The organism is Pseudomonas sp. RAC1, assembly GCF_030658255.1.
Classification (GTDB): domain Bacteria; phylum Pseudomonadota; class Gammaproteobacteria; order Pseudomonadales; family Pseudomonadaceae; genus Aquipseudomonas; species Aquipseudomonas boreofloridensis.
Map to the genome: position 1 here is coordinate 17,484 of NZ_JAUTXS020000011.1, position 25,741 is coordinate 43,224.

At 63.7% G+C, this 25,741-nt stretch carries 21 protein-coding genes; 14 read left to right on the forward strand and 7 right to left on the reverse strand.

What is annotated here, in order from left to right:
- Positions 1-40 precede the first annotated feature (40 nt).
- Positions 41-994, reverse strand: coding sequence for a sugar ABC transporter substrate-binding protein (locus tag Q7C30_RS01925; RefSeq protein ID WP_039576869.1), 954 nt, complete (start codon positions 992-994; stop codon positions 41-43).
- Between the two features lie 318 nt (positions 995-1,312).
- On the opposite strand from Q7C30_RS01925, the gene Q7C30_RS01930 reads away from it, so the two are divergent.
- From Q7C30_RS01930 to Q7C30_RS01940, 3 genes are all read left to right on the forward strand, one after another.
- Positions 1,313-2,404: an asparaginase gene (locus tag Q7C30_RS01930; RefSeq protein WP_295487753.1), complete on the forward strand. Its 1,092-nt coding sequence runs from the start codon at positions 1,313-1,315 to the stop codon at positions 2,402-2,404.
- A 199-nt stretch (positions 2,405-2,603) separates the two neighbouring features.
- On the forward strand, positions 2,604-2,843 hold the full coding sequence (locus Q7C30_RS01935) for a DUF1654 domain-containing protein (RefSeq protein ID WP_295487755.1): 240 nt from the start codon (positions 2,604-2,606) through the stop codon (positions 2,841-2,843).
- 57 nt (positions 2,844-2,900) lie between these two features.
- On the forward strand, positions 2,901-3,872 hold the full coding sequence (locus Q7C30_RS01940; protein WP_029613132.1) for an endonuclease: 972 nt from the start codon (positions 2,901-2,903) through the stop codon (positions 3,870-3,872).
- Positions 3,873-3,915: 43 nt separating this feature from the next.
- On the opposite strand, the gene Q7C30_RS01945 is transcribed toward Q7C30_RS01940, so the two are convergent.
- Positions 3,916-5,766 carry a polyurethanase gene (locus Q7C30_RS01945; RefSeq protein ID WP_317870458.1) on the reverse strand — a complete coding sequence of 617 codons (1,851 nt, stop codon included), beginning with the start codon at positions 5,764-5,766 and terminating at the stop codon, positions 3,916-3,918.
- Positions 5,767-6,011: 245 nt separating this feature from the next.
- Between Q7C30_RS01945 and Q7C30_RS01950 the strand changes: the two genes are divergently transcribed.
- The 3 genes from Q7C30_RS01950 to Q7C30_RS01960 all read left to right on the forward strand — a co-directional run bounded on the left by Q7C30_RS01950 (position 6,012) and on the right by Q7C30_RS01960 (position 10,000).
- On the forward strand, positions 6,012-8,012 hold the full coding sequence (locus Q7C30_RS01950) for a DNA topoisomerase III (RefSeq protein WP_317870460.1): 2,001 nt from the start codon (positions 6,012-6,014) through the stop codon (positions 8,010-8,012).
- Between the two features lie 110 nt (positions 8,013-8,122).
- Positions 8,123-9,058 (forward strand): glutaminase B, encoded by a 936-nt coding sequence (gene glsB / locus Q7C30_RS01955; protein WP_039576861.1) that lies wholly within the window; start codon positions 8,123-8,125, stop codon positions 9,056-9,058.
- Positions 9,059-9,220: 162 nt separating this feature from the next.
- Positions 9,221-10,000: a TSUP family transporter gene (locus Q7C30_RS01960; protein ID WP_039576859.1), complete on the forward strand. Its 780-nt coding sequence runs from the start codon at positions 9,221-9,223 to the stop codon at positions 9,998-10,000.
- A 31-nt stretch (positions 10,001-10,031) separates the two neighbouring features.
- Here the strand turns inward: Q7C30_RS01960 and nudC are convergent, their stop codons facing one another.
- The gene (nudC, locus tag Q7C30_RS01965) at positions 10,032-10,862 is read right to left on the reverse strand and encodes an NAD(+) diphosphatase (protein WP_317870463.1); all 831 of its coding nucleotides are present in this window, start codon (positions 10,860-10,862) and stop codon (positions 10,032-10,034) included.
- 34 nt (positions 10,863-10,896) lie between these two features.
- Complete coding sequence (locus Q7C30_RS01970; RefSeq protein ID WP_317870464.1) at positions 10,897-11,709, reverse strand: crotonase/enoyl-CoA hydratase family protein; 813 nt, start codon at positions 11,707-11,709, stop codon at positions 10,897-10,899.
- A gap of 148 nt (positions 11,710-11,857) precedes the next feature.
- Here Q7C30_RS01970 and Q7C30_RS01975 point away from each other — a divergent pair, with 148 nt between their 5' ends.
- The 5 genes from Q7C30_RS01975 (at position 11,858) to sodC (ending at position 16,875) form a co-directional block, all read left to right on the forward strand.
- The gene (locus tag Q7C30_RS01975; RefSeq protein ID WP_317870465.1) at positions 11,858-12,823 is read left to right on the forward strand and encodes a ribonuclease Z; all 966 of its coding nucleotides are present in this window, start codon (positions 11,858-11,860) and stop codon (positions 12,821-12,823) included.
- Positions 12,824-12,926: 103 nt separating this feature from the next.
- Positions 12,927-13,355, forward strand: coding sequence for a DUF2231 domain-containing protein (locus Q7C30_RS01980; RefSeq protein ID WP_039576850.1), 429 nt, complete (start codon positions 12,927-12,929; stop codon positions 13,353-13,355).
- Complete coding sequence (locus tag Q7C30_RS01985) at positions 13,352-14,644, forward strand: sorbosone dehydrogenase family protein (RefSeq protein ID WP_317870466.1); 1,293 nt, start codon at positions 13,352-13,354, stop codon at positions 14,642-14,644. The genes Q7C30_RS01980 and Q7C30_RS01985 overlap by 4 nt, the downstream gene beginning before the upstream one ends.
- Before the next feature lie 149 nt (positions 14,645-14,793).
- Positions 14,794-16,134 (forward strand): glycerol-3-phosphate transporter, encoded by a 1,341-nt coding sequence (glpT, locus tag Q7C30_RS01990; protein WP_039576847.1) that lies wholly within the window; start codon positions 14,794-14,796, stop codon positions 16,132-16,134.
- 222 nt (positions 16,135-16,356) lie between these two features.
- Entirely contained in the window at positions 16,357-16,875 is a 519-nt protein-coding gene (sodC, locus tag Q7C30_RS01995; RefSeq protein WP_039576844.1) for a superoxide dismutase family protein, read from the forward strand.
- Positions 16,876-16,892: 17 nt separating this feature from the next.
- Here sodC and Q7C30_RS02000 read toward each other — a convergent pair whose 3' ends face one another.
- The 3 genes from Q7C30_RS02000 to Q7C30_RS02010 form a co-directional block, all read right to left on the reverse strand.
- Entirely contained in the window at positions 16,893-17,909 is a 1,017-nt protein-coding gene (locus tag Q7C30_RS02000) for a transporter (RefSeq protein ID WP_317870467.1), read from the reverse strand.
- Between the two features lie 181 nt (positions 17,910-18,090).
- On the reverse strand, positions 18,091-19,374 hold the full coding sequence (locus Q7C30_RS02005) for a Zn-dependent hydrolase (RefSeq protein WP_317870469.1): 1,284 nt from the start codon (positions 19,372-19,374) through the stop codon (positions 18,091-18,093).
- Positions 19,375-19,410: 36 nt separating this feature from the next.
- Complete coding sequence (locus tag Q7C30_RS02010) at positions 19,411-20,901, reverse strand: NCS1 family nucleobase:cation symporter-1 (protein ID WP_039576836.1); 1,491 nt, start codon at positions 20,899-20,901, stop codon at positions 19,411-19,413.
- Positions 20,902-21,505: 604 nt separating this feature from the next.
- On the opposite strand from Q7C30_RS02010, the gene hydA reads away from it, so the two are divergent.
- The 3 genes from hydA to preA all read left to right on the forward strand — a co-directional run bounded on the left by hydA (position 21,506) and on the right by preA (position 25,713).
- Positions 21,506-22,945 carry a dihydropyrimidinase gene (gene hydA / locus Q7C30_RS02015; RefSeq protein ID WP_317870471.1) on the forward strand — a complete coding sequence of 480 codons (1,440 nt, stop codon included), beginning with the start codon at positions 21,506-21,508 and terminating at the stop codon, positions 22,943-22,945.
- 125 nt (positions 22,946-23,070) lie between these two features.
- Positions 23,071-24,438 (forward strand): NAD(P)-dependent oxidoreductase, encoded by a 1,368-nt coding sequence (locus tag Q7C30_RS02020; protein ID WP_317870472.1) that lies wholly within the window; start codon positions 23,071-23,073, stop codon positions 24,436-24,438.
- Positions 24,439-25,713: an NAD-dependent dihydropyrimidine dehydrogenase subunit PreA gene (preA, locus tag Q7C30_RS02025; protein ID WP_317870473.1), complete on the forward strand. Its 1,275-nt coding sequence runs from the start codon at positions 24,439-24,441 to the stop codon at positions 25,711-25,713. It abuts the gene before it with no gap.
- Positions 25,714-25,741 lie beyond the last annotated feature (28 nt).

Genomic DNA, 25,741 nt, shown 5'->3' on the forward strand with positions numbered 1-25,741 from the left:
TCCTGAATTGACTCTACGCGCCCCGCGAGGCGCGCAACGGTCACTCGGTGATCAACTTCACCGGGGTCTGGATCACATTGTCGGCATCGACATCGGGCTTCTCGCCCTTGACCATCTTCAGCGCCGCCTGAATACCGAACACCGCTTGCTGGCTGGCGGCCTGATCGAGGGTGGCGAGTACCCGGCCATCCTTGAGCATCGGTTTGATCGCGTTGATGTTGTCGTACCCGACCACCTGCACTTTGCCGGCCTTGCCAGCCGCGCGCACGGCTGAAACCGCGCCCAACGCCATGCTGTCGTTGCCGGCCAGCAGCGCTTTGAGGTCGGGGTATTCATTGAGCATCGAGGCGGCGACCGCATTGCCCTTGTCGATTTCCCAGTTGCCGGACTGCACCGAGACGATCTTCATCTGCGCAGCGTCCATCGCATCCTTGAAGCCTGCGGTGCGCTGCTGAGCATTGGTGGTGGTCGATACCCCTTCGATGATGCCGACTTCATCGCCAGCCTTGAGTTTTTCCTTGACCAGGTACTCGCCGACCATACGTGCACCCTTGCGGTTGTCGGGGCCGACGAAGGGCACGCTGATACCCTTGCTCTTGAGCAGCTCAGGATCGAGGCGGTTGTCGATATTGATGACCACGACGCCGCGGTCCATGGCTTTCTTCACGGCCGATACCAGCGCTTTTGAATCGGCCGGCGCGATGACCAGCGCCTTGGCACCCGCATTGACCATCTGTTCGACGATGCGGATTTGCTCACCGGTGTCGGTTTCGTTCTTGATACCGTTGGCAATCAGCTCGAATTCATCGGCATGGCTTTTCTGATAGTCCTTGGCGCCGTCTTCCATGGTGCGGAAGAACTCATTGGCCAGCGACTTCATGACCAGCGCCACTTTCGGTTTGTCTTCGGCGTGCGCCGCAGGCAGCGAGACGGCAAGCGAGAGTGTGGAGAGTACGGCAATGGCCAGCAGACGGCCGGGGAATGGCAATTTCATGGGATCAACTCCGAATCTTGTGTTTTTTATCGGATCGCAAACGTTTGCGTTTGCTCACTATGAGAACGGTGGTCTGTTTTGTCAAATGACATCGCGCCAGACGCTTGCCGCTGCATTCACGGAGTTTATCCGCCTGAAGAGTCGGAGTGCCGAATAACTTTCATCGAACCGTTCGGGACTTCGAACATAAACAGCAGCGGGTCTCACGGGTAATCACTGCCCCGTCGCATTTGGGCTCACACTTCCCGCTTTGGTACGGAACATGCCTACATTGCAGCGCGAATAAAACAACCATCTCATTTGGAAGAGAGAAGAAAAATGCAGACCGCAGCACTCAAGACCCTCGCCCCCACTGCCCTCGCCCTGCTCCTGGCCCTGCCGCTGTCGGTCAGCGCGAAAGAAGCCGAGCAGCAGCAGAAGCTCGCCAACGTGGTCATCCTCGCCACCGGCGGTACCATCGCCGGTGCCGGCGCCAGCGCAGCCAACAGTGCCACGTACCAAGCCGCCAAGATGGGCATCGACAAGCTGATCGCCGGCGTACCGGAACTGGCCGACATCGCCAACGTGCGCGGTGAGCAGGTGATGCAGATCGCTTCGGAAAGCATCAGCAACGACGACCTGCTCAAACTGGCCAAGCGCGTCGCCGAGTTGGCCGACAGCAGCGACGTCGATGGCATCGTCATCACCCACGGTACCGACACCCTGGAAGAAACGGCCTACTTCCTCAACTTGGTGGAAAAGACCGACAAGCCGATCGTGGTGGTGGGCTCCATGCGCCCGGGTACCGCGATGTCCGCCGATGGCATGCTCAACCTCTACAACGCCGTGGCTGTGGCAGGCGACAAGCAGTCGCGCGGCAAAGGCGTACTGGTGACCCTGAACGACGAAATCCAGTCCGGCCGCGACGTGAGCAAAGCGGTCAACATCAAGACCGAGGCCTTCAAGAGCGCCTGGGGCCCGATGGGCATGGTGGTCGAGGGTAAATCGTACTGGTTCCGTCTGCCGGCCAAGCGCCATACCCTCAACTCCGAGTTCGACATCAAGCAGATCAGCAACCTGCCCCAAGTGGACATCGCCTATGGCTACGGCAACGTGACCGACACCGCCTACAAAGCCCTGGCCCAGAACGGCGCGAAGGCGCTGATCCATGCCGGTACGGGCAACGGCTCGGTCTCGTCGCGGGTCGTGCCGGCCTTGCAGGAACTGCGCAAGAATGGCGTGCAGATCATCCGCTCGTCCCACGTCAACCAAGGTGGTTTCGTGCTGCGCAACGCAGAACAACCCGATGACAAGAACGACTGGGTAGTCGCCCACGATCTGAATCCGCAAAAAGCACGGATCCTGGCGATGGTCGCAATGACCAAGACCCAGGACAGCAAAGAGTTGCAGCGGATCTTCTGGGAATACTGATTGCCAATGGGCGCAAGGCTGGTGCATCGGGCACTGGCCTTCGCCTTATCGACCTGTCGAGTGGGCGAACCTACGCCAGCGCTCACCCTGCCCTCTACCATCAGCAGCTACAAAACCTGAGCTTATACCCGACACGCTGTTGCGAAAAAACTGACGGTGAAATACTGTACGCGCATACAGCAAAACAAGGAAAAGCTCCATGGCCAGTCCCGCCGCTGCGCTCAGCAGCTACGCGCAATTGGGCACCCGTATCCAGAAGATCATCAACAGCCCCATGGCCCAGCGCAGCCGCGCCGCGCTGATCTTCCGCCTGGAACATGAGTCGCCCGACGATTGGGAAACCCTGCTCGGAGAAATTGCCGAGAACGACAACGTCACCCTTGCCCACCGCGACGATGGTGGCATCCAGATCTTCTGGACCGTTCCCAAGGACGACTGATACTGCCTGCCTTACCCCACCTTCCCCGACTACCGAACGATGATGTTGCGTTGACCCATGAAAAGACTGTTGTCCGTTGTTGCCCTGCTCCTGTTCGTCACCACCCCCGCCCTCGCCGCCCCTCCAGCGACCTTCGCTGAAGCCAAGGTGGTCGCCAAACAAAAGATTTACCTCGACCAGGCCAGCAGTGCCATGGGTGACCTGTACTGCGGCTGCCAATGGACCTGGGTGGGCAAATCCGGCGGGCGCATCGATCCCGCCTCCTGCGGCCTGCAGCCGCGCAAGCAAGCCAACCGCGCCGAGCGCACCGAGTGGGAGCACATCGTGCCCGCCTGGACCTTCGGCCATCAGCGCCAGTGTTGGAAGAACGGTGGCCGCGAGCACTGCGTGGACGACGATCCAGTGTTTCGCGCCATGGAGGCCGACCTGTTCAATCTGTATCCGGCCGTAGGCGAAGTGAATGGCGATCGCAGCAATTTCAACTACGGCATGGCTTCTGGGGTCGGGCCGCAGTACGGCCAGTGCAAGACCCGCGTGGACTTCAACCAACGGGCTGCCGAGCCGCGCGACGAGGTCAAGGGCTTGGTGGCGCGTACCACCTTCTACATGTTCGATCGCTACGGCCTGAACATGTCGCGCCAACAACAGCAACTGCTGATGGCCTGGGACAAGCAGTACCCCGTCTCAGCGTGGGAGCGTGAACGCGACGGCCGTATCGCTGCGGTCATGGGCCATGGCAATCCGTTCGTCAGCGGCGAACGACGCTGGGTCGCTGGCTACAAGACTGTCGGCGATGGCGTGGTCAGCCGCCTGCCGGACACCCCGGCCAAACCCTCGACCCCGACGCCGCAACCCAAGGCGGGAACGGGGTCGGCTGGCATGATTGTCGGCAACCAGAACAGCCGGGTCTATCACCTGCCCACGGGCTGCCCGAGCTATGGCCAGGTATCGGCGAAGAACCTGGTGACATTCGAATCCGAGTCCCAGGCCCAGTCGGCGGGTTATCGCAAGGCCGGCAACTGCCGCTGAGCGCTGGGAGCGATGATTCGAGGGCCGCTTGGCGGCCTTTGGATCAGGCGATGACGACCTGTCCGTCGGCCAGCCCCTGGCTGGCGACGCCCACCAAGGTCACGCTGTCGGCGCCGAAACTGAGCAGCAGATCATCGCCCGCCCGGCTCAGGTGATCGCGCCAGTCCGGCAGCGCAGTCCCCCCATCCACACCGATGAACACCAGTCGATCCTGCGCGCTGAAGTCCAGCACACGATCCTGGCCGAAATGCCCGCTGAACAGGAAGGTGTCGCGTCCAGCGCCGCCACTGAGCACATCGTTGCCGGCGCCGCCGATCAGGACGTCGTCGCCGGCACCTCCCGCCAGCCGGTCATCCCCGGCCAAGCCGAACAACCAACTGCCCTGCGAACCGGCCTGCAGGTGATCGGCGCCCTGGCTGCCTTGCAGCGACAGCGCGTAGGGTTCGACTTTGCCGCTGCTCAGTAGCCCCTGCTCCGTCACCGCATGGGACACCTCCTTGCGCAGGAGCATCAGGCTGGCTTCCTTGCTGACCAGCGCCTCGACGTTGCGCACCAGGCTGATACCGCCGGCGGCATCGCGCACGTAGAGCGTGCCCTGGCCATCGCGGGCAATTGCAACGCTGGCCAGCGCATTGTCGAGCTGCAAGGTGTCATGACCCGAACCACCGTCGATCATGTTGAAGCCGCCGCCATCGCGGAAGGTATCGTTACCCGCGCCGCCGTCCAGGTAATCGTTGCCGCGTCCGCCCTGGATCAGGTCATCCTGGCTGGAGCCGACGATGAAGGTGCTGCCAGTGTGAGGCTCGGCATTGCGATTCAGATCCTGGACCCAGGTCGAGCCGCGGGTGACGTCGGACAAGTTACTGACCACAACGGTCGAATCGCGGCTGGTCCATTGATAGAACGGCGAATCGACGACCCTGCTCAGGCCGTCGGTATAGGCACCCGGCAGGTGCGACAGCCAGGTGGCGATGTTACCGATGGAGAACGGCAGCAGATTCCAGGCGTCGGAGGCGTAGTGATCGTTGAAATTGACGAGGTTATCGGTGGTCGAGGGCTTGGCGGCATCGTGCACGCCCAGCGTGGCCCAGGTCACCGAGGTGCCGTCGAGCACGCGGAACACCGGATCGTTCTCGTAGCCGATGTTGAGCACTTGGCTGGCATCGGCAGCCTGGGTCGGCGAGGCAAAGGCCAGATAGCGGGCCTGCTGATAGAAACCGTCCCACCGGCTGGCGCTCAGGTCGGCCAGACTGTTGACCGCCAGCCCGCCCAGGCTGTGTCCGGTGACGGTGATGTCCGCGCCGGTGAGGCCATGGGCACGGGCCAACGTGGCGACATCGCCGAGCAGGCGATCGAAGGCATTGCCGGCATAATTACGCGCATAGTCGGCCGGGCCAATGGCAGCCAGCAGGTCGTTGATGGCATCGCCGAGGGTATCGCCGATCAGGTTTTCCCGCGGGCCGCTGGTGCCGCGAAAGGCGATACCGATGGCACTGAGTTGACCCTCGGCGCCATAGCGACCCAGCACCTCCACCTGCGCGCTGGTATAGCCCGCCGCCTCGCCATGGAACGTGCCACGGGCATCGGTCTTGCCCTGATAGCCCAGTTGCGCGGCGCTGATCGGCGTCCATCCGGCGGCTTTGACCTGCGCCAGGGCGCGGGCTTCGGCATCGGGGTTCCAGGGGATGCCAGGGATCACGCCTTGGCTGTCGGTACCACCGATCAGCGCCTTGACCAACGTCGCTGGCAAACCCAGGCCGAAGCCGTGTTTCTCGTAGCCGGCGATGAAGCCATCGTCGATGGCGTGATACGCGTAACTGGCCAGCAGCAAGGCGTCTTTGAACAGCGCAGATGAAGTCGCCGAGTCGAGTTGACGGTAATCGAACAGTGGCATGGGTGACGTCCTTGTAATGAGACAGAGGAAAGGCCCGGTGACATCGTCCAATGACACATCCGGGGCATCTGGTAACGCTGGCACGAGACTGGTGAGTCAGCCAACCCTGCGGCACTGACGTTCATGCCAAATCCAAGGACATATTCGCTGACTGCAAAACTGTACATACATACAGATAAAGCTTGCGTGAGCGCGTTGGCTTGCCCATCCTAGCGTCCATCGTTTCTGATCAAGCGTTCACCGCCATGCGTCTTTTTCTCTGTGAAAAGCCTTCCCAAGCCAAGGATATCGCCAAGGTACTGGGCGCCAACCGCAAGGCCGACGGCTGCTGGCAGGGCACCGATGTGTGCGTGACCTGGTGCATTGGCCACCTGCTGGAAACCGCACCGCCAGACAGCTACGACGCCCGCTATAAACGCTGGACGCTGGACGACCTGCCGATCATCCCCGAACGCTGGAAGATGCTGGTCAAGCCCAAGACCGCCAGCCAGTTCAAGGCGGTCAAGCGCTTGCTGGGCGAAGCCCGCGAGTTGGTGATCGCCACCGACGCCGACCGTGAAGGGGAAATGATCGCCCGTGAATTGGTCGAGCACTGTCGTTATCGCGGCCCGGTCCAGCGCCTCTGGCTGTCGGCACTGGACGACGCCTCGATCCGCAAGGCCCTGGGCCAGTTACGCCCAGGCAGCGACACGTTCAGCCTCTACCATTGCGCGTTGGGCCGCTCCCGGGCGGACTGGCTGATCGGCATGAACATGAGCCGCTTGTTCACGCTGCTCGGGCGTCAGTCGGGCTATCAAGGCGTGCTGCCAGTGGGCAGGGTACAGACCCCGACGCTGCGCTTGGTCGTGGACCGTGATCGCAGCATCGCCGACTTCGTACCCGTGGCCTATTGGGCCATCGAAGCGCAGCTTTCCCATGCCGACAGTCTGTTCAGCGCGCACTGGCGCGCGCCGCAAGAGGCTTGCGACGACCAGGGCCGCTGCCTGAACCAGGCGCTGGCCCAGCTCGCGGCGAGCCAGATGCAGGCCGCTGGCAGCGCCCGGGTACTCAAGGTGCAGACCGAGCGCGTACGCGAGGCGGCGCCGCTGCCCTTCGACCTCGGCACGCTGCAGGAGCTGTGCTCGAAGAAGTTCGGCCTGGGTGCACAGGAGACCCTGGATATTGCCCAGGCGCTGTACGAAACCCACAAGCTGATCACCTACCCGCGCAGCGACTGCGGCTACCTGCCTGTCAGCCAGCACGCGGAGGCGCCCGCCATTCTCGCGGCGCTGCAACGTGCCGACTCAAGCCTGGCCCCCCTGCAGCCGTACCTGCAATCAGAGCGGCGCTCGCGCGCCTGGAACGACGCCAAGGTCAGCGCCCACCACGGCATCATCCCGACCGTCGCAGTCAGCGATCCGGCGCGCCTGCCGCCCAAGCACAAGTCGGTCTACACGCTCATCCGTGCACGCTACCTGGCGCAGTTCCTGCCCCATCACGAGTACGACCGTACTCAAGCCGAGCTCGAGTGCGCTGGCCATGCGTTGCGCGCAATCGGCAAGCACATCGTCGAACCCGGATGGCGCCGCGCCTTGCCCGAGGCCCTGAGCTCGACGACCAAGTCCTCCTCGGCCACCGCCACCAGGGGTCGCGAGGCCCCACCAGTTCAGGTGCTGCCCTCACTGAAACAAGGTGACGACTGCCCACTTCAGGAGCTGCAACTCAAGGACCTGTGGACCCAGCCGCCCAAGCCCTTCACCGAAGGCGACCTGATCAAGGCGATGAAAAACGTCGCCAAGCTGGTGGACGACCCCAAGCTCAAGCAGAAGCTCAAGGAAACCACCGGTATCGGTACCGAAGCCACCCGCGCCAGTATCATTCAAGGCCTGCTCGATCGTGGCTACCTGATCAAGCACGGCAAGGCCCTGTCGGCCACTCCCGCCGCGTTCAGCCTGATCGACGCGGTGCCCAAGGCGATTGCCGACCCTGGCACGACGGCCATCTGGGAGCAAGCGCTGGACATGGTGCAGAACGGTGAAATGAGCCTGGATGAATTCGTCACGCGCCAGTCGGCCTGGATGGGCAAGTTGGTGCAACGCTACGCGGGCATGCGCTTGACCATAAACGGGCCACCCGCGCCCGCCGCCGGCAAGGGCGCGCCATGGAAGAAGAAACGCCGCAGCTCAGGCAAACGCAAGACCACGACAGGCACCGCCGATACTGGCAAGAGCAAGAGCACCGGACGCCGTACCTTCAAGCCGCGCTGAGCCACTGGCACGTGCCGACAATCGCCAGTCACGGGTGTGTCGTCGGCAAGCCGCTGCGCGTCTTGTAGACCAGTTCCCCACCTCCTTTCCAATCGCTTTCGCAGGCCCCCATGCAAGCACTACTGCAAGAGATCCTCGATCAAGTCCGCCCACTGCTCAGCCAGGGCCAGGTCGCCCAATACATCCCCGCCCTCGCTCAGGTCGACCCCAACCAGCTGGGCATCGCCGTGCAGAGCCTGGACGGCCAGTTGCACTGTGCAGGCGATGCGCGAACGCCCTTCTCGATCCAGAGCATCTCCAAGGTGTTCAGCCTGGTACAGGCGATCAACCACAGCGGCGAGGCCATCTGGTCGCGACTGGGCTACGAGCCCTCCGGGCAGGCGTTCAACTCGCTGGTCCAGTTGGAGGTGGAGAAAGGCCGCCCGCGTAATCCGTTCATCAACGCTGGAGCGCTGGTGATCTGCGATATCAATCAATCGCGTTATGCCACACCGACGCTGTCGATGCGCGACTTCGTCCGGCGCCTGGCGGCCAATCCGCGTATCGTCAGCGACGCAGTGGTCGCCGAATCCGAGTATCAACACCGCGCCCGCAACGCCGCCATGGCCTACCTGATGCAGGCGTTCGGTAATTTCCACAACGATGTCGATGCCGTGCTGCGCAGTTACTTCCACCATTGCGCGCTGTCGATGAGCTGCGTGGACGTGGCCCGAGGCTTCGCCTTCCTGGCCAACAGCGGCTACTGCCCACACAGTGGCGAGCAGGTACTGAGCCCGCGTCAGGCGCAGCAGGTCAACGCGATCATGGCCACCAGTGGTTTGTACGACGAGGCTGGCAACTTCGCCTACCGGGTTGGCCTGCCAGGCAAGAGCGGCGTAGGCGGCGGTATCGTCGCCGTGGTGCCAGGGCGCTACAGCATCTGCGTGTGGTCACCTGCGCTCAACGCCTCGGGCAACTCACTGGCCGGCATGCGCGTGCTGGAACTGCTCAGCGAGCGAATGACCGGCTCGGTGTTTTCCGCCGTGGCGCAGGAGCTGGCGCGCTGAGGCGACGCGTTTGGGTCAACCGGAAGGCTACCGACTGTTCGGCCGCAATGGCCAGCCCTGATATCGCCGCCCTTGACTGGCAACCGCGCGTCTCGGCCAGTACCATGGCCGCTCGCGCGCGACGTTTTGCCGCGCTCTTGCCCGCTGCCTGAAAGCCGTCCCATGCCCTTCGAACTCACCGTAGAACCGCTCACCCTGCTGATCCTCACTGCAGTCGCCTTCGTCGCCGGTTTCATCGATGCCATCGCCGGCGGCGGCGGGCTGCTCACCACGCCCGCCCTACTCACCGCCGGCATGCCGCCGCACCTGGTGCTGGGTACCAACAAGCTGAGCTCGACTTTCGGCTCGGCCACTGCAAGCTTCACCTACTACCGCCGTAAGCTGTTCCATCCCGCCCAATGGCGTCGGGCGATTCTCGGCACGCTGGTCGGTGCATTGATCGGCGCGGTGGTTGCCCACTACATGCCTGCCGAGTGGCTGAACAAGATGCTGCCGGTGATCGTTTTCGCCTGTGGCCTGTACTTGCTGTTCGGCGGCACGCCCAAGGCCCCCCTGGACGCTGAAGCCCCGATCAAGCGGACCTGGCAGTTCCCACAAGGCTTCGGCCTGGGGTTCTACGACGGTGTCGCCGGCCCTGGTACCGGCGCGTTCTGGACCGTGAGCACGCTACTGCTCTACCCCATCGACCTGGTCCGCGCCAGCGGTGTGGCGCGCAGCATGAACTTCGTCAGCAACATTGCAGCGCTGACGGTGTTCATGGTTTCCGGGCAGGTGGATTACATCGTCGGCCTGGCCATGGGCCTGGCGGTGATGGTCGGCGCGTTCTTCGGCGCTCGAACTGCGATCAGCGGTGGCAGCAAGTTCATCCGTCCGGTCTTCATCGCCGTGGTACTGGCGTTGACCGTGCGCCTGGCCTGGCAGCACTGGTTCGGCCAGGCCTGACTCAAAGGCGACGGCAACAGCCGCCGCGGCCTCAGTTGGGCAGCGTCGGCTCGGGCAAGCCCAAACGCCGCGCGACATACAGGTCGATCAAGTAGCGCGCGATGGAACGATTGGCCGGCAGCGGCGGCAGGTCATGCACGTTGAACCAGCGCGCATCTTCGATTTCGTCCGGCTGCATGACGATCTCGCCGCCGGCATACTCGGCGTGGAACCCCAGCATCATCGAATGCGGGAACGGCCAGCACTGGCTGCCCACATAGTGAATGTTACCGACCTCCACCGCGACCTCCTCGCGGACTTCGCGCACCAGACAATCTTCCGCCGACTCGCCCGGCTCGGCAAATCCGGCCAAGGTGCTGTATACCCCGCTGACGAAACGCGGCGAGCGCGCCAACAGCACCTCGTCGCCTCGTGTCACCAACACGATCATGCTCGGCGAGATGCGCGGATAACTGCGCAGGTCGCAGGCCAGGCAGTGCATCGCCCGTTCCCAGCGGATCTGCGTCATCGGCTGGCCGCAACTGCCACAGAAGCGGTGCTCGCGGGCCCAGGTGCCGATCTGCGCGGCATAGCCAAGCAGCTTGTAGGTCTCGAGGTCGCCTTCGAGCATGAATGGACGCAGGCCGCGCCAGGTCATGCCTGGCACGTCGGTGGCGCTGCGCAGTTCGAGGAGGAAGACCGGCTCGCCGTCGAAATGGCCGATGCCGTGCTCGCAGAGCACGTCCAGCCCTTGGCGCTTGAGCCAGTCGCGTGGAAACAAGGCACCGTTGTCATCCACCAAGAACCCCGCCGGGCTGCGGGCGACGGCCCAGCCACCGGCGATCTGCGGGTCGAGTACTGCGGTAGTCCAGCGTGCTGACATGGTCATGGTCCTTCAGGCACGTACGTCGAACGGCTCAGTCGGCGAACGTCGGTTTCTGTTTATTCATGTGGGCCGCCACCGCGACCCGCAAGTCCTGCGATTGCAGCATGGCAGCATTCCAGGTGGCGATGTACTGCAGGCCATCGTCGATGCTGTGATCACGCATGTAGCTGATCATCTCCTTGGTGCCTGTCACCGCCAGCGGCGATTTTCCGGCTATGTCCCGGGCAATGGCGAATACCGCTTCAAGCAGGGCCGAGGCCTCTTCGTACACCCGATTCACCAGGCCGATGCGCAGTGCCTCCTGGGCATCGATCATGCGGCCGGTGTAGGCCAGCTCGCGCATCATGCCGTCACCGATGATACGCGGCAAACGTTGCAGAGTGCCGACATCGGCCGCCATGCCCATGTCCACTTCCTTGATCGAGAACTGCGCATCGGCGCTGCAATAGCGCATGTCGCAAGCCGACACCAGATCGATGGCGCCGCCGATGCAATACCCCTGGATCGCCGCCAGTACCGGCTTGCGGCAGCGGTCGACGGCATTGAACGAGGCTTGCAGACGCAAGATGGTGCGACGCAGCAGGCGCGCATTGCGGCCCACATCCGGGCCCATCTCGCCGGCCAACGAGGCCAGCATCATCAAGTCGATACCCGAGGAGAAATGCTTGCCCGCCCCGCTGATGACCACTGCCCGTACCGATTCGGTGTCGTCGATCCACTGGAAGATCCTCACCAGCTCGTCCCAGAACGCCGCGTTCATCGCATTGACCTTGTCCGGGCGGTTGATCTGCACATGGGCGATGTGGTCGGTCAGTTCGACCTTGAAGGCGGTGTACTCGGTCACGGACAGCACTCCTGTGAAGGTGAGGATGGTGCGCCGGACTATAGCGCAGCGCCCCGGCGAGACGTGTGCCAAAAGCCGGACTCCCGCCGCCTGTGCACTTCTGCCATCGCCCCCTAGAATAGCCCCACACTTCAAGGAAGGACCCAGCATGGACCTGTTGTTCCTCGGCACCAGCGCCGGCATTCCCACCAAGGCGCGCAACGTCAGTGCCACGGCTGTCATCGAGGCGACCGGTAGCGGCTGGTACCTGGTCGACTGCGGCGAGGCCACTCAACACCAACTGCTGCACACCCCGCTATCGGTACGCGACCTGCGCGCGATCTTCATCACCCATGTGCATGGCGATCACTGCTTCGGCCTGCCCGGCCTGCTGGCCAGCGCGGGGATGTCCGGGCGCCGCGAACCGCTCGATGTGATCCTGCCGACCGCGTTGCACGATTGGGTGCGTCTGGGATTGGCAGTGAGCGACACCTACCTGCCCTTCGAGCTGCGTCTACTCGCGGTGGAAGATTTCGTCGGTTGGCGCTCGGCCAGCGTGCAGGTCAGCGCAGTGCAACTGTCGCACCGGGTGCCCAGTCGGGGCTATGTGTTCACCGAGGTCAACCCGGAACCGCGCCTGGATACGGCACGATTGGAGACCGAGCACATCCCGCGCGGCCCGCTGTGGGGGCAACTGGCGCAGGGCATCGCCGTAGCGCACCAAGGCCGTACCCTCGACCCTCAAGACTATCTGCGTGCCTCCCGCGCCCCGCGCAAGATCATCGTCTGCGGCGACAACGACCGCCCCGAGTTGCTCGCCGAAGTGGCCAAGGACGCGGACGTGCTGGTGCACGAGGCGACCTTCACCCAAGCGCTGATCGAGCGCACCGGCGCCAGCTTCGGCCACAGCAGCGCCGCCGCGATTGCGCAATTCGCCCAGGACGCAGGCGTGCGCAACCTGGTATTGACTCACTTCAGCGCACGCTATCAGGGCGATCCACGGCGCAGCCCGAACATCGATGACATCCGCAATGAAGCCCGCGCTCACTATGACGGCCAACTGATTCTGGCGCAGGATCTGCACCGTTATCACCTCGACCGCAGCGCGCGCCTGGTGCCCGAGGCGAATGTTTGAGCGCGAAATTACGCTGAACTAACGCCTTTACCCGACGATCCTTGACTAGGCGCAGCCAGCGCAAAACGCGCTGGCCAGTACCGCCGAACGACAAGGAGCCGCCATGACCACGACCGTCCATGACCCCTACCGCTGCCGACCCGGGCCGCTGCACGCGACACTGCTGGCCGGCACCGTGCCGTTATTCCTGGGGGCATTGATCAGCGACATCGCCTACTACCAAAGCATGCAGATTCAATGGAGCAACTTCGCCGCCTGGCTGATCGCCGGCGGCCTGCTGTTCTGCGGTTTGGCGTTCCTGTTCGCGCTGGCCAACCTGGTGCGCGCCGAGCGCAAGGCCGGACGGCCGGTGCTCTACGTGTTGCTGTTGCTGGTGACCTGGGTACTGGGGCTGATCAACGCCTTCGAACACGCCAAGGACGCCTGGGCGGTGATGCCTTCGGGGTTGGTGCTGTCGGTGATCGTCAGCGTGCTGGCGTGCATCGCGACTTGGGTCGGCCTGACCAACCTGCGTTCCGGAGGTGCTGCATGAAAACGCCACTGACGTTGTCCGCTCTGAGCATGAGCCTGCTGCTGACCGCCTGTGGCGGCGACGGCGATGCCACCCAGGCACGCGGTCCCGATCCGAAGCTGCCGGCTCCGGAACGTGGCTTGCTGCCCAGCATGAAGATCGCCGAGCCCACTCAGTGGGGCGAGCAGAAGCCCACCGTACCCCAGGGCTTCAGCATCACCGCCATCGCCAGCGACCTGAAGATTCCGCGCCAGACGCTGGTGCTGCCCAACGGGGACATCCTGGTTGCCGAGGGTCGCGGCGGCAATGCGGCCAAGCTCAAGCCCAAGGACGTAATCGCCAGCCAGATCAAGGCCAAGGGCAACACCCAGGTCAAGGGCGGTAATCGCCTCACGCTGCTGCGCGACGCCGACGGTGACGGCCGCTACGAAGTGCAGACGGTGTTCGCCGAGAACCTCAACGCGCCCTATGGCCTGGCCTATGCCGACGGCAAGCTGTACGTGGCCAATCAGGATGCGCTGGTGCGTTTCGATTATCAGGACGGCCAGACCCAGGCCACTGGCGCACCCACCACGGTCACCGAACTGCCCTCGGCGATCAACCACCACTGGACCAAGGCGCTGACCATCAGCCCCGACGGCCGCTACCTTTACGTGGGCATTGGCTCGAACAGCAACATCACCGAGCGTGGCATGGAGGTCGAGGTCGATCGGGCGATGGTCTGGCAGATCGACGCCCAGACCGGCGCGCACAAGCCCTATGCCACCGGCCTGCGCAACCCGACCGCGCTGACCATCCAGCCCGACTCCGGTCAACTCTGGGCAGTGGTCAACGAGCGCGACGAACTGGGGCCGGACCTGGTGCCGGACTACCTCACCTCGGTCCGTGAAGGCGCCTTCTACGGCTGGCCCTGGAGCTACTGGGGGCAGAACGTGGACACCCGCGCCCAGCCGCAGAACCCAGCGAAGGTCGCCGCCGCGATCAAACCGGACTACAGCCTTGGCTCGCATGTGGCGGCACTGGGCGTCGACTTCTCGGTGGCGGCCATGGGCGAGCAGTTCGCCAATGGCGTATTCGTCGGCGAACACGGCAGTTGGAACCGGCCCAACCCGGTGGGCTACAAGGTGATCTTCGTGCCGTTCAGCGATGGCAAGCCGGCGGGCGAGCCGATCGACTTCGCCACCGGCTTTCGTGGCGAAGACGGCAAGACCCGAGGACGCCCAGTCGGGGTGACCGTCGATCCGAAAGGTGCGTTGATCATCGCCGACGATCTGGCCAACACCGTATGGCGAGTCAGCCGTAACCCGTGAGCCTCAGCGGGGGCGGCGGCATGCCGCTCCTGCTCCTTCAGTAGGAAATCTCCCTGCCCCACAGGTTATGCCAGCGCCGCAGTACTGTTTTCTGTAACGAAAATGTAATATTCGTTTTCGCAGATAAAACAACAACGCTGGAGCTTCCCATGCTTGCCTTCTTCCGCCCTGCCGCACACCGGGCGCCACTGCCCGCCGATCAAGTCGACAGTACTTACCGCCGCCTGCGCTGGCAGATCTTTGCCGGTATCTTCATCGGCTACGCCGGTTACTACCTGCTGCGCAAGAACTTCTCCCTGGCCATGCCCTACCTGATCGAAGAGCAGGGCTATACCCGTGGTCAACTGGGTGTGGCGATCTCCGCCATCGCCATCGCCTATGGCCTTTCCAAATTCCTCATGGGGCTGGTGTCCGACCGCTCCAACCCACGCTATTTCCTGCCCTTCGGCCTGCTGGTGTCGGCCGCGGTGATGTTCGTGTTCGGTTTCGCACACTGGGCCACCTCCAGCGTGACCATCATGTTCGTGCTGCTGTTCATCAACGGCTGGGCCCAAGGCATGGGTTGGCCGCCCAGTGGCCGCACCATGGTGCACTGGTGGTCGCAAAAGGAGCGTGGCGGTGTGGTGTCGGTGTGGAACGTGGCGCACAACGTCGGCGGCGGCCTGATCGGTCCACTGTTCATCCTGGGCCTGGGCTGGACCAACGACTGGCATGCGGCCTTCTACGTACCCGCGGCCGTCGCCGTGCTGGTGGCCGTGTTCGCCTTTGCCACCATGCGCGACACGCCGCAGTCGGTGGGCCTGCCGCCGATCGAGGAATACAAGAACGATTACCCCGAAGGCTACGATGCCAGCCACGAGCAGGAATTCAGCGCCAAGCAGATCTTCGTCAAGTACGTGCTGCGCAACAAGATGCTCTGGTACATCGCCCTGGCCAACGTGTTCGTCTACCTGCTGCGCTACGGCGTGCTCGACTGGGCGCCGACCTACCTCAAGGAAGCCAAGCACTTCACCGTCGACAAGACCTCCTGGGCCTACTTCTTCTACGAATGGGCAGGCATTCCGGGCACCCTCCTGTGCGGCTGGATGTCGGACAAGATCTTCCGGGGCAACCGCGGCCTGACCGGTATCGTGTTCATGGCGCTGGTGACCGTGGCCACCCTGGTGTACTGGCTCAATCCACCGGGCAATCCCACCGTCGACATGATCGCGCTGGTATCCATCGGTTTCCTGATCTACGGCCCGGTCATGCTCATCGGCCTGCAAGCGCTGGAACTGGCGCCGAAGAAAGCCGCCGGCACCGCCGCCGGCTTCACCGGCCTGTTCGGCTATCTGGGCGGCTCGGTCGCCGCCAGCGCAGCGATGGGCTACACCGTCGATCACTTCGGTTGGGACGGTGGCTTCGTGCTGCTGATCGGTGCTTGCGTACTGGCCATCGCCTTCCTCTTGCCAACCTTGCGTCACACCCGCGTCGCAAGCAGCAGCCGCTAAGCAGAGCGCTGTTACGCCGGATAGCCATTGAACGACATGCTTTGAAACACTTGCTGACAGGCCCGCCCGCCCCGGGCCTGTCAGCCCACTTCCTCAGGTTTTCTCTCGTTCGAACGACGTTGGCTTCGTGCTACGCGATAGGGCCGCGGAAACGACTAGGCTGTTACGGCGGTCCTAGCTTGCAATGGCCTTCATTCAAACGACCCACAAGAGAAAAACGCTATGAAACGCACGCTGCTCCTCGGTCTACTCGCCAGCCTCTCCCTCGGCGCCCATGCCGCCTCCGTGGAGGTGCCGATCAACCTGGTCAGCGCTGACGGTGCGCCACAGCCGATCGGCCAGGTGACCATCAGCGAATCGGCCTACGGCCTGATCTTCACGCCTCAACTGAGCAAGCTGCCCGCTGGCATCCACGGCTTCCACGTGCACGAGAACGGCAGTTGCGATGCTGGGGTCAAGGATGGCAAGAAGGTCGCCGCACTGGCCGCTGGCGGGCACTTCGATCCGGCCAAGACCGGCAAGCACCTGGGCCCCTACGGCGACGGCCACCTCGGCGATCTGCCGGCGCTGTACGTGACCACCGATGGCAACGCCACCTATCCGGTGTTGGCCCCGCGCATCAAGAAAATTTCCGAGATCAAAGGCAAGGCCCTGATGGTCCATGCTGGCGGCGACAACCATGCCGACATGCCCATGCCCTTGGGCGGTGGCGGCGACCGCATGGCCTGCGGCGTGATCTGAACCCGCGTGGCCGGGCGTCAGTAATCGCCACGCTTGCGAAATGCCCAGCGCCCGGCCAGCACCGTGAAAGTGAACACCAGCGCCACCAGCACCCAGAATCCATTGGGATCGTCGGCCAGCGGAATGCCGCCGACGTTCATACCGAAGAAGCCGGCGATGATATTGATCGGCAGCGCCAGCACGGTTACCACCGTCAAAGTGAACAGCGTGCGGTTGTTGTCCTCGGTCAGCTTGGCGGCGATTTCTTCCTGCAACAGCTTGATGCGCTCCACCAGCGCGGTGAGGTCGTTGATGATCACCGCGAACTCCTCGGTGGCCGCACGCAACTGCCGCATGTCCTGCTCGCGCAACCACTCCGGCGGCCGGTTGAGCAGCCGCAGCAATGAGCCGGGTTCGAGCGCCAGCAGCCGCTGCAACCGCACCAGCGCCCGACGCAGGGTACTGAGCTCGGCGCGGTTGACACCCAGGCGCTGGGACAGCAACTGATCCTCGATACGGTCCACATGCAAGGTGGTTTCACGCACCACCTGGGTGAGCAGGTCGCCCTGATCGCCCAACAAGTGAATCAGCAACTCGACGGTCGAGTCGAAACGCTCACCGCGCTTGACCGACGAGCGCAAGGTGTCCACCGACTGCAGCGGATGCAGGCGCGCACTGACCAACAGCCGGCGGCGCGCGCAGGCCCACAATGTCGACACCTCGGAGGACACCCGCCCAAAGCTGAACACCACGTCGTTGACCACGGCCAGCAAGGCCGCATCGGTGTGCTCGATGCGCGTGGAGCGGGAGCCCTCGCGCAGGGTCTCGAAAAACGTCTCCGGCAACGCCAGGTTGCTGCGCATCCAGCGTTCGCACGAGGCGTGGGCAAGGTTCAGGTGCAGCCAGAGAAAATGCTCGGAGTCGTCGTCCTCCTGCATCAGATGCACGGCCTGATTGGCGTCGATCTCGCGTCCTGGCTCGCCGGGACGGAACACGAAACCGCAAAGCAGGCCATGCAGCTCGGTTTCCTGGGCACCGTGCGCGGCGCCTGCCAATGAGCGAGTCTTGTCGGATGAGGATGAATGATGTGTGGGCAAGGTGAGGCCCTCGCGCGGTGGAGGATGGCGCGATCATAGGTAAGCCAATATGACGATCTTGTGATCATGTACTGATCTTCATCCAGCCGCCCACACCGTCATTCTGGGGTCGCTGGGCGACCCCATCCTCCGGGAGGCCTCAGGCTGCCTTGCGCCCCAGGGCGATTGCCTGCGACGCCGCCAGCATCGCCCGCAGCAGCACGGCGCAACCGGCTGCCAGATCTTCGGGCGCAGCGTTCTCGATCTCGTTGTGGCTGATGCCGTTCTCGCACGGCACGAAGATCATCCCCGCCGGGCCGAGTTCGGCCAGGAAGATCGCGTCGTGCCCTGCCCCGCTGACGATATCCATGTGCGACAGGCCCAGGCTTTTCGCCGACTCACGCACCGCATCGACACAGCCCTTGTCGAAATACAGCGCCGGGAAGTCGGCGGTCGGCGTCAGCTCGAAGCTCAGCCCGTGTTTCTCGCACGTGCGCTCGATGACTTCGCGCACCTCGGCGATCATCGCGTCCAGCCGCTCGCCCTGCAGATGACGGAAGTCCAAGGTCATGCGCACTTCACCCGGAATCACGTTGCGCGAGCCTGGGTAGGCTTGCAGACAGCCGACCGTGCCACAGGCATGCGGCTGGTGACCCAGGGCGGCGCGGTTGACGGCCTCGACCACTGCCGCCGCCCCCACCAATGCATCCTTGCGCAGGTGCATCGGCGTCGGCCCGGCATGCGCCTCGACGCCGCGCAGGCTCAGGTCGAACCACTTCTGCCCCAGGGCGCCGAGCACCACACCGAGGGTCTTGTGCTCGTCTTCCAGAATCGGGCCCTGCTCGATATGCGCCTCGAAGTAGGCGCCCACCGGATGCCCCAGCACCGCACGCGATCCGGCGTAGCCGATCGCCTGCAACGCCTCGCCGACGCTGACACCCTCGACATCGCGTTTGGCCAGCGTTTCCTGCAGGGTGAACTTGCCGGCGAAGACCCCCGAACCCATCATGCAGGGCGCGAAGCGCGAGCCCTCTTCGTTGGTCCAGACCACCACCTCCAGAGGCGCCTCGGTTTCCACGCCCAAGTCGTTCAAGGTACGGATGACCTCCAGGCCCGCCATCACCCCGAAGCAGCCATCGAACTTGCCGCCGGTGGGTTGGGTATCGATGTGACTGCCGGTCATCACCGGCGGCAAGTCGGGGTTACGCCCGGGACGCCGGGCGAATACGTTGCCCACCGCATCGACGCTGACGCTGCAGCCGGCGGCTTCGCACCACTGCACGAACAGGTCACGGGCCTGGCGGTCGAGGTCGGTCAGCGCCAGCCGACAGACCCCGCCCTTGGGCGTTGCGCCCAGGCGTGCAAGGTCCATCAGCGACTGCCACAAACGGGCGCTGTCGACATGGCGGTCGGTGGAATTAAGCACATGCTCGATCGGTTTCATCGCAAGTCTCCTCAGGCGTTTTCTTGTTCTCAGGGTTCAAGGCAGTGGCTTGACCAGCGGCGCCGGCCCGCGCACCGCGACTCGGCCCAGGGCGTAGTACAGGCCGGCACCGAGCAGCGACCCGGTGAACCAGCCGTAGTCGTAGAACCAACTGAAGCGGCTGTTGCCGATCGACATCAGGGTCAGCGCCACAGGCACCGCGAAGGCCAGGAAGCCGGCACGGTTCCATGCGGGGTACACGTCATCGCGGTACAGTCCGGCCAGGTCCAGGCGTTGCCGGCGCACCAGGAAGTAGTCCACCACCATGATGCCGGCGATAGGCCCGAGCAGGCTCGAATAGCCCAGCAGCCAGTTGGAATAGACCGTCTCCAAGCTGATATCGGAGACGATCCAGCCCAGTTTCTTGAACAGTTCGTGGGCCATCAGCGCCAAGCCGATCAATCCGGTGAGCCAGACCGCGCGGCTGCGACCGATCAGGCGCGGAGCAATGTTCTGAAAGTCGTTGGTGGGCGACACCACGTTGGCAGCGGTGTTGGTGGCCAGGGTCGCCAGCACGATCAGGGTCATGGCCACCGCCACCCAACCAGGGCTCTGGATCTTGCCGATCAGGGTCACCGGGTCGGACACCGTCTCCCCCACCAAGGAAGCGGAGGCGGCGGTCATGATCACCCCCAGCGAGGCGAACAGGAACATCGTCAGCGGCAGGCCGAAGATCTGCCCCAGCACTTGGTCTTTCTGGCTGCGGGCGTAGCGGCTGAAGTCGGGGATGTTCAGTGACAAGGTGGCCCAGAAGCCGACCATGGCGGTGAGTCCGGCGCAGAAGTACCCCACCACGCTAGCGCCCTCCGGACGCTTCGGCGGCTGGGCCAGCAGTTCGCTCATGGACATGTGCGGCAAGGCCCACACCAGCAGCCCCACCCCCACGGCAACCAACAGCGGTGCCGCCAGGGTTTCGAGCAGCTTGATCGACTCGGCACCGCGCAGCACTACCCATAGGTTCAGCGACCAGAACAGCATGAACCCGATCACCTCACCCGTGCCGCCCAGGCTCTTCCAGCCCTCGAACAGCGAGCCAAGCAGCAGGTGGATGGCCAGGCCACCGAACAAGGTCTGGATGCCGAACCAGCCGCAGGCCACCACCGCCCGAATCAGGCACGGCACGTTGGAGCCGAGGATGCCGAACGAAGAACGCAACAGCACCGGAAACGGAATGCCGTACTTGGTTCCGGGAAACGCATTGAGCGTCAGCGGAATCAGCACGATGAGGTTGGCCAGCAGGATTGCCAGCAACGCCTCACCAACGCTCAGACCGAAATAGGCCGTCAGCACCCCACCCAGGGTGTAGGTCGGGACACAGATGGACATGCCGACCCACAGGGCGGTGATGTGCCATTTGTTCCAGGTGCGCTGGTGCACCTGGGTCGGCGCGATGTCGTGGTTATAACGGGGGCTGTCGAGTACATCGCTACCGGCTGCCAGTTCGTACAGCCCGTGATGTTCGATCACCTGCGATCTGCTCTGTTGCATGGGGCCTTCTCCAGAATTGTTCTAGTTATTCGCTCATCGGCTGATTCGATGGCCGGAGTAAACACATCACCAGTACTGCACCTCCGGTCCGGCCTGGCGGTGGGGCCGCAGTCAAGATGCGTGCCGAACAGGCGGGGCACCACGCTCGGCCACTGCCAACTGGAGGTAATTCACTGATCTGCAAGGCATTGATCGACTACACCGGGCTTACCGGGTTCTGTCGATACGCTCGTCTCGGGCCGGCCCTGGCCCCTGCACCGGTATCACCCTGGTGCAGCCTGGTTTTTTTCGGTGTGGTTCGCACCGACCTGCCAGGTTTCAAACGGCTGATTTCGCATGGAAAATCTTGACCAGATTTCGATCTTGTCAAGTGCGTCAAAATGGTGAGAACGTGCCCCAGATTGGGGATTTCTTCTTTTTATTGTTGTTTTTCAATACTTTACCAACCGAATAAGCTTATAAATTATTTTCTTGATCAAACGACGATCAGCATCTAGATTCCAATCTTGTCATGCGTGACAGGATTGCCCTGCACCCTCGAAACGCTGGCACTCACAATTTCAAGAACCGGCGAAACGACCGGTCAGCCTGCGAGGAAAACGGCATGTCCCTGTTGATCCGTGGCGCCACCGTGGTCACCCACGAAGAAAGCTTTCGCGCTGATGTCCTGTGTGCAGACGGTCTGATCCGCGCCGTCGGCCAAGACCTCGAAGCCCCCGGCGGTTGCCAGATTCTCGACGGCAGCGGCCAGTACCTGATGCCCGGCGGCATCGACCCCCATACCCACATGCAATTGCCGTTCATGGGCACCGTGGCCAGTGAAGACTTCTTCAGCGGCACCGCCGCAGGCTTGGCTGGCGGCACCACCTCGATCATCGACTTCGTCATCCCCAACCCGCAGCAATCGCTGCTCGAGGCCTTCCATACGTGGCGCGGCTGGGCGCAAAAGTCGGCCAGCGACTACGGTTTCCACGTCGCGATCACTTGGTGGAGCGAGCAGGTCGCCGAAGAAATGGGTGAACTGGTCGCTCGGCATGGCGTGAACAGCTTCAAGCACTTCATGGCCTACAAGAACGCCATCATGGCCGCCGATGACACCCTGGTGGCCAGCTTCGAGCGCTGTCTGCAACTGGGCGCCGTGCCGACCGTGCATGCAGAGAACGGTGAACTGGTGTTCCACCTGCAGAACAAGCTGCTGGCCCAAGGCATCACCGGCCCCGAGGCGCACCCGCTGTCACGTCCGGCGCAGGTGGAGGGCGAAGCGGCCAGCCGCGCGATCCGCATCGCCGAGACCTTGGGCACGCCGCTGTACCTGGTGCACATCTCCAGCCAGGAGGCGCTGGACGAAATCGCCTATGCCCGCGCCAAGGGTCAGCCGGTGTACGGCGAAGTGCTGCCGGGCCACTTGCTGATCGACGACAGCGTCTACCGTGACCCTGATTGGCACACAGCCGCCGGCTACGTGATGAGCCCACCCTTCCGCCCCCGCGAACATCAGGAAGCACTGTGGCGCGGCTTGCAGTCGGGCAACCTGCATACCACCGCCACCGACCACTGCTGCTTCTGTGCCGAGCAGAAAGCCATGGGCCGCGACGACTTCAGTCGCATTCCCAACGGTACCGCGGGTATCGAGGACCGCATGGCGGTGTTGTGGGATGCCGGGGTCAACAGCGGTCGTCTGTCGGTGCACGAGTTCGTCGCCCTCACCTCCACCAATACGGCGAAGATTTTCAACCTGTTCCCGCGCAAAGGCGCGATCCGCGTCGGCGCCGACGCCGACCTGGTGCTGTGGGATCCTGAGGGCACCCGTACCATTTCGGCCACTACCCACCACCAGAAGGTCGACTTCAACATCTTCGAAGGCCGCACCGTGCGCGGCATCCCCAGCCACACCATCAGCCAGGGCCGGGTGCTCTGGGCCGACGGCGATCTGCGCGCCGAACCAGGTGCGGGCCGCTACGTGGAACGACCGGCCTACCCCTCGGTGTACGAGGTACTGGGTCGGCGAGCCGAACAACGGCGGCCGACGCCGGTTCAGCGCTGAAGCCGCAGGACTGACCTGCAGCGTCCGACAATAACGACTCAGAAACACCTGTTGACTGCCATCCCCTGAACGGACGGGCGAGTAACCGCCGCCTGTACCCATAAAAAAAGAGAGAGGCTACAACCGTGATCGACACCCTGAACCACCTACCACGTCCCAGCGCCGGCGCCGACCAGCTCGACACCGCCTTCAGCGACCTCGCCCCGCCCCTGACTGCGCGCCAGGCCGCCGTGGAAAGCGCGCGCTGCCTGTACTGCTACGACGCACCGTGCGTCAACGCTTGCCCGAGCGAGATCGACATTCCGTCGTTCATCCACCGCATCAGCGACGACAACCTCCAGGGCGCCGCCGAGCGAATTCTCTCGGCCAACATTCTCGGCGGCAGTTGCGCGCGGGTTTGCCCTACGGAAATCCTGTGTCAGCAGGCCTGCGTGCGCAACAACGCCCAGGAATGCGCGCCCGTGTTGATCGGCCAGTTGCAACGCTATGCGCTGGACAACGCCCACTTCGCCGCCCACCCGTTCCAGCGCTCGCCGGCCACCGGCAAACGCATCGCCGTGGTCGGCGCCGGTCCTGCAGGACTGTCCTGCGCGCATCGTCTGGCGCTGCACGGGCATGAGGTCGTGGTGTTCGAGGCCCGCGAAAAAGCCGGTGGGCTGAATGAGTACGGCATCGCCCGCTACAAGCTGGTCGATGACTACGCCCAGCGCGAAGTGCAGTTTCTGCTTGGCGTAGGCGGCATAGAAATCCGCCACGGGCAGCGTCTCGGGGACAACCTGAACCTGGGCGAATTACGCGAGCAATACGACGCGGTATTCCTCGGCCTCGGCCTGAACGCCGTGCGCGAACTTGGCCTGGCCGATGAAGATGCGCCGGGCATGCTCGCCGCCACCGACTACATTCGTGAACTGCGTCAGACCGACGATCTCAGCCAACTGCCTCTGGCCGAGCGCTGTCTGGTGATCGGCGCCGGCAACACCGCCATCGACATGGCCGTACAGATGAGCCGGCTGGGCGCGCGCGACGTCAACCTGGTATACCGCCGCGGCGTCGCCGACATGGGGGCCACCGACCACGAACAGGCCATTGCCAAGGCCGACCAAGTACGACTGCACACCTGGGCGCGTCCCGAGGCCGTGCTGCTCGACGAACAGGGCCGGGTCCGGGGCATGCGTTTCGTTCGCACCGCGTTGGTCGAAGGCCGTCTGACCGACACCGGCGAGACTTTCGAGTTGGCCGCAGACGCGATCTTCAAGGCCATCGGCCAAGGGTTCGACCACGCCGGCCTGGCCGACCCGATTGCCGCGCAACTGGCACGCGACGGCGAGCGCATTCGCGTCGACGCGCAGATGCGCACCAGCCTGCCTGGCGTCTATGCCGGCGGCGACTGCACCGCGCTGGGCCAGGACCTCACCGTCCAGGCCGTGCAACATGGCAAGCTGGCCGCCGAAGCCATCCATGCCCAACTCATGCTCAACGTGGAGGCTGCGTAAATGGCCGACTTGTCCATCGAATTCGCCGGCATCAAGGCACCTAACCCGTTCTGGCTGGCCTCCGCGCCGCCCACCGACAAAGCCTACAACGTGATCCGCGCCTTCGAGGCCGGTTGGGGCGGCGTAGTGTGGAAGACCCTTGGCGAAGACCCCGCTGCAGTCAACGTGTCGTCGCGCTACTCCGCGCACTTCGGCGCCAACCGTCTGGTGCAGGGCATCAACAACATCGAGCTGATCACCGACCGTTCGCTGGAGGTCAACCTGCGTGAGATCACCCAGGTGAAGAAGGACTGGCCGGACCGTGCGCTGGTCGTCTCGCTGATGGTGCCGTGCGAGGAAGAGAGCTGGAAGTTCATCCTGCCGCTGGTGGAAGCGACCGGCGCCGACGGCATCGAGCTGAATTTCGGCTGCCCCCATGGCATGCCCGAGCGCGGCATGGGCGCGGCGGTCGGCCAGGTGCCGGAGTATGTGGAGATGGTCACACGCTGGTGCAAGACCTATTGCTCACTGCCGGTGATCGTCAAGCTCACCCCCAACATCACCGACATTCGTCAGTCGGCGCGGGCGGCCCATCGCGGGGGCGCGGATGCGGTGTCGCTGATCAACACCATCAATTCGATCACCAGCGTCGACCTGGAACGCATGGTCGCTCACCCCATCGTCGGCGATCAGAGCACTCACGGCGGCTACTGTGGTTCGGCGGTCAAGCCGATCGCGCTGAACATGGTCGCCGAAATCGCCCGCGACCCCGAAACCCGTGGCCTGCCCATCTGTGGTATCGGTGGCATCGGCACCTGGCGAGACGCCGCCGAGTTCATCGCCCTGGGCAGCGGCGCGGTGCAGGTGTGCACGGCCGCGATGCTGCATGGCTTTCGTATCGTCGAAGACTTGCAGGACGGTCTGGCGCGCTGGATGGACCAGCAGGGACACCGCAATTTGGAGGCCTTCCGGGGTCAGGCGGTGGCCCACACCACCGACTGGAAGTACCTGGACATCAACTACAAGTCGGTGGCGCACATCGATCAGTCGGCCTGCATCGGCTGCGGACGCTGTCATATCGCCTGCGAAGACACTTCGCACCAAGCCATCGCCAGTACCCTGCAGGCTGACGGTACTCACACCTACAGCGTGATCGAGGAAGAATGCGTCGGCTGCAACCTGTGCCAGATCACCTGCCCGGTGCAGGACTGCATCGAGATGGTCGGCCAGGACACCGGCAAACCGTACTTGAACTGGACCCAGGATCCACGCAACCCCTACCGTGAAGCGAGCTGACATCGCTCACCCTGCAAATGAGCCCGCT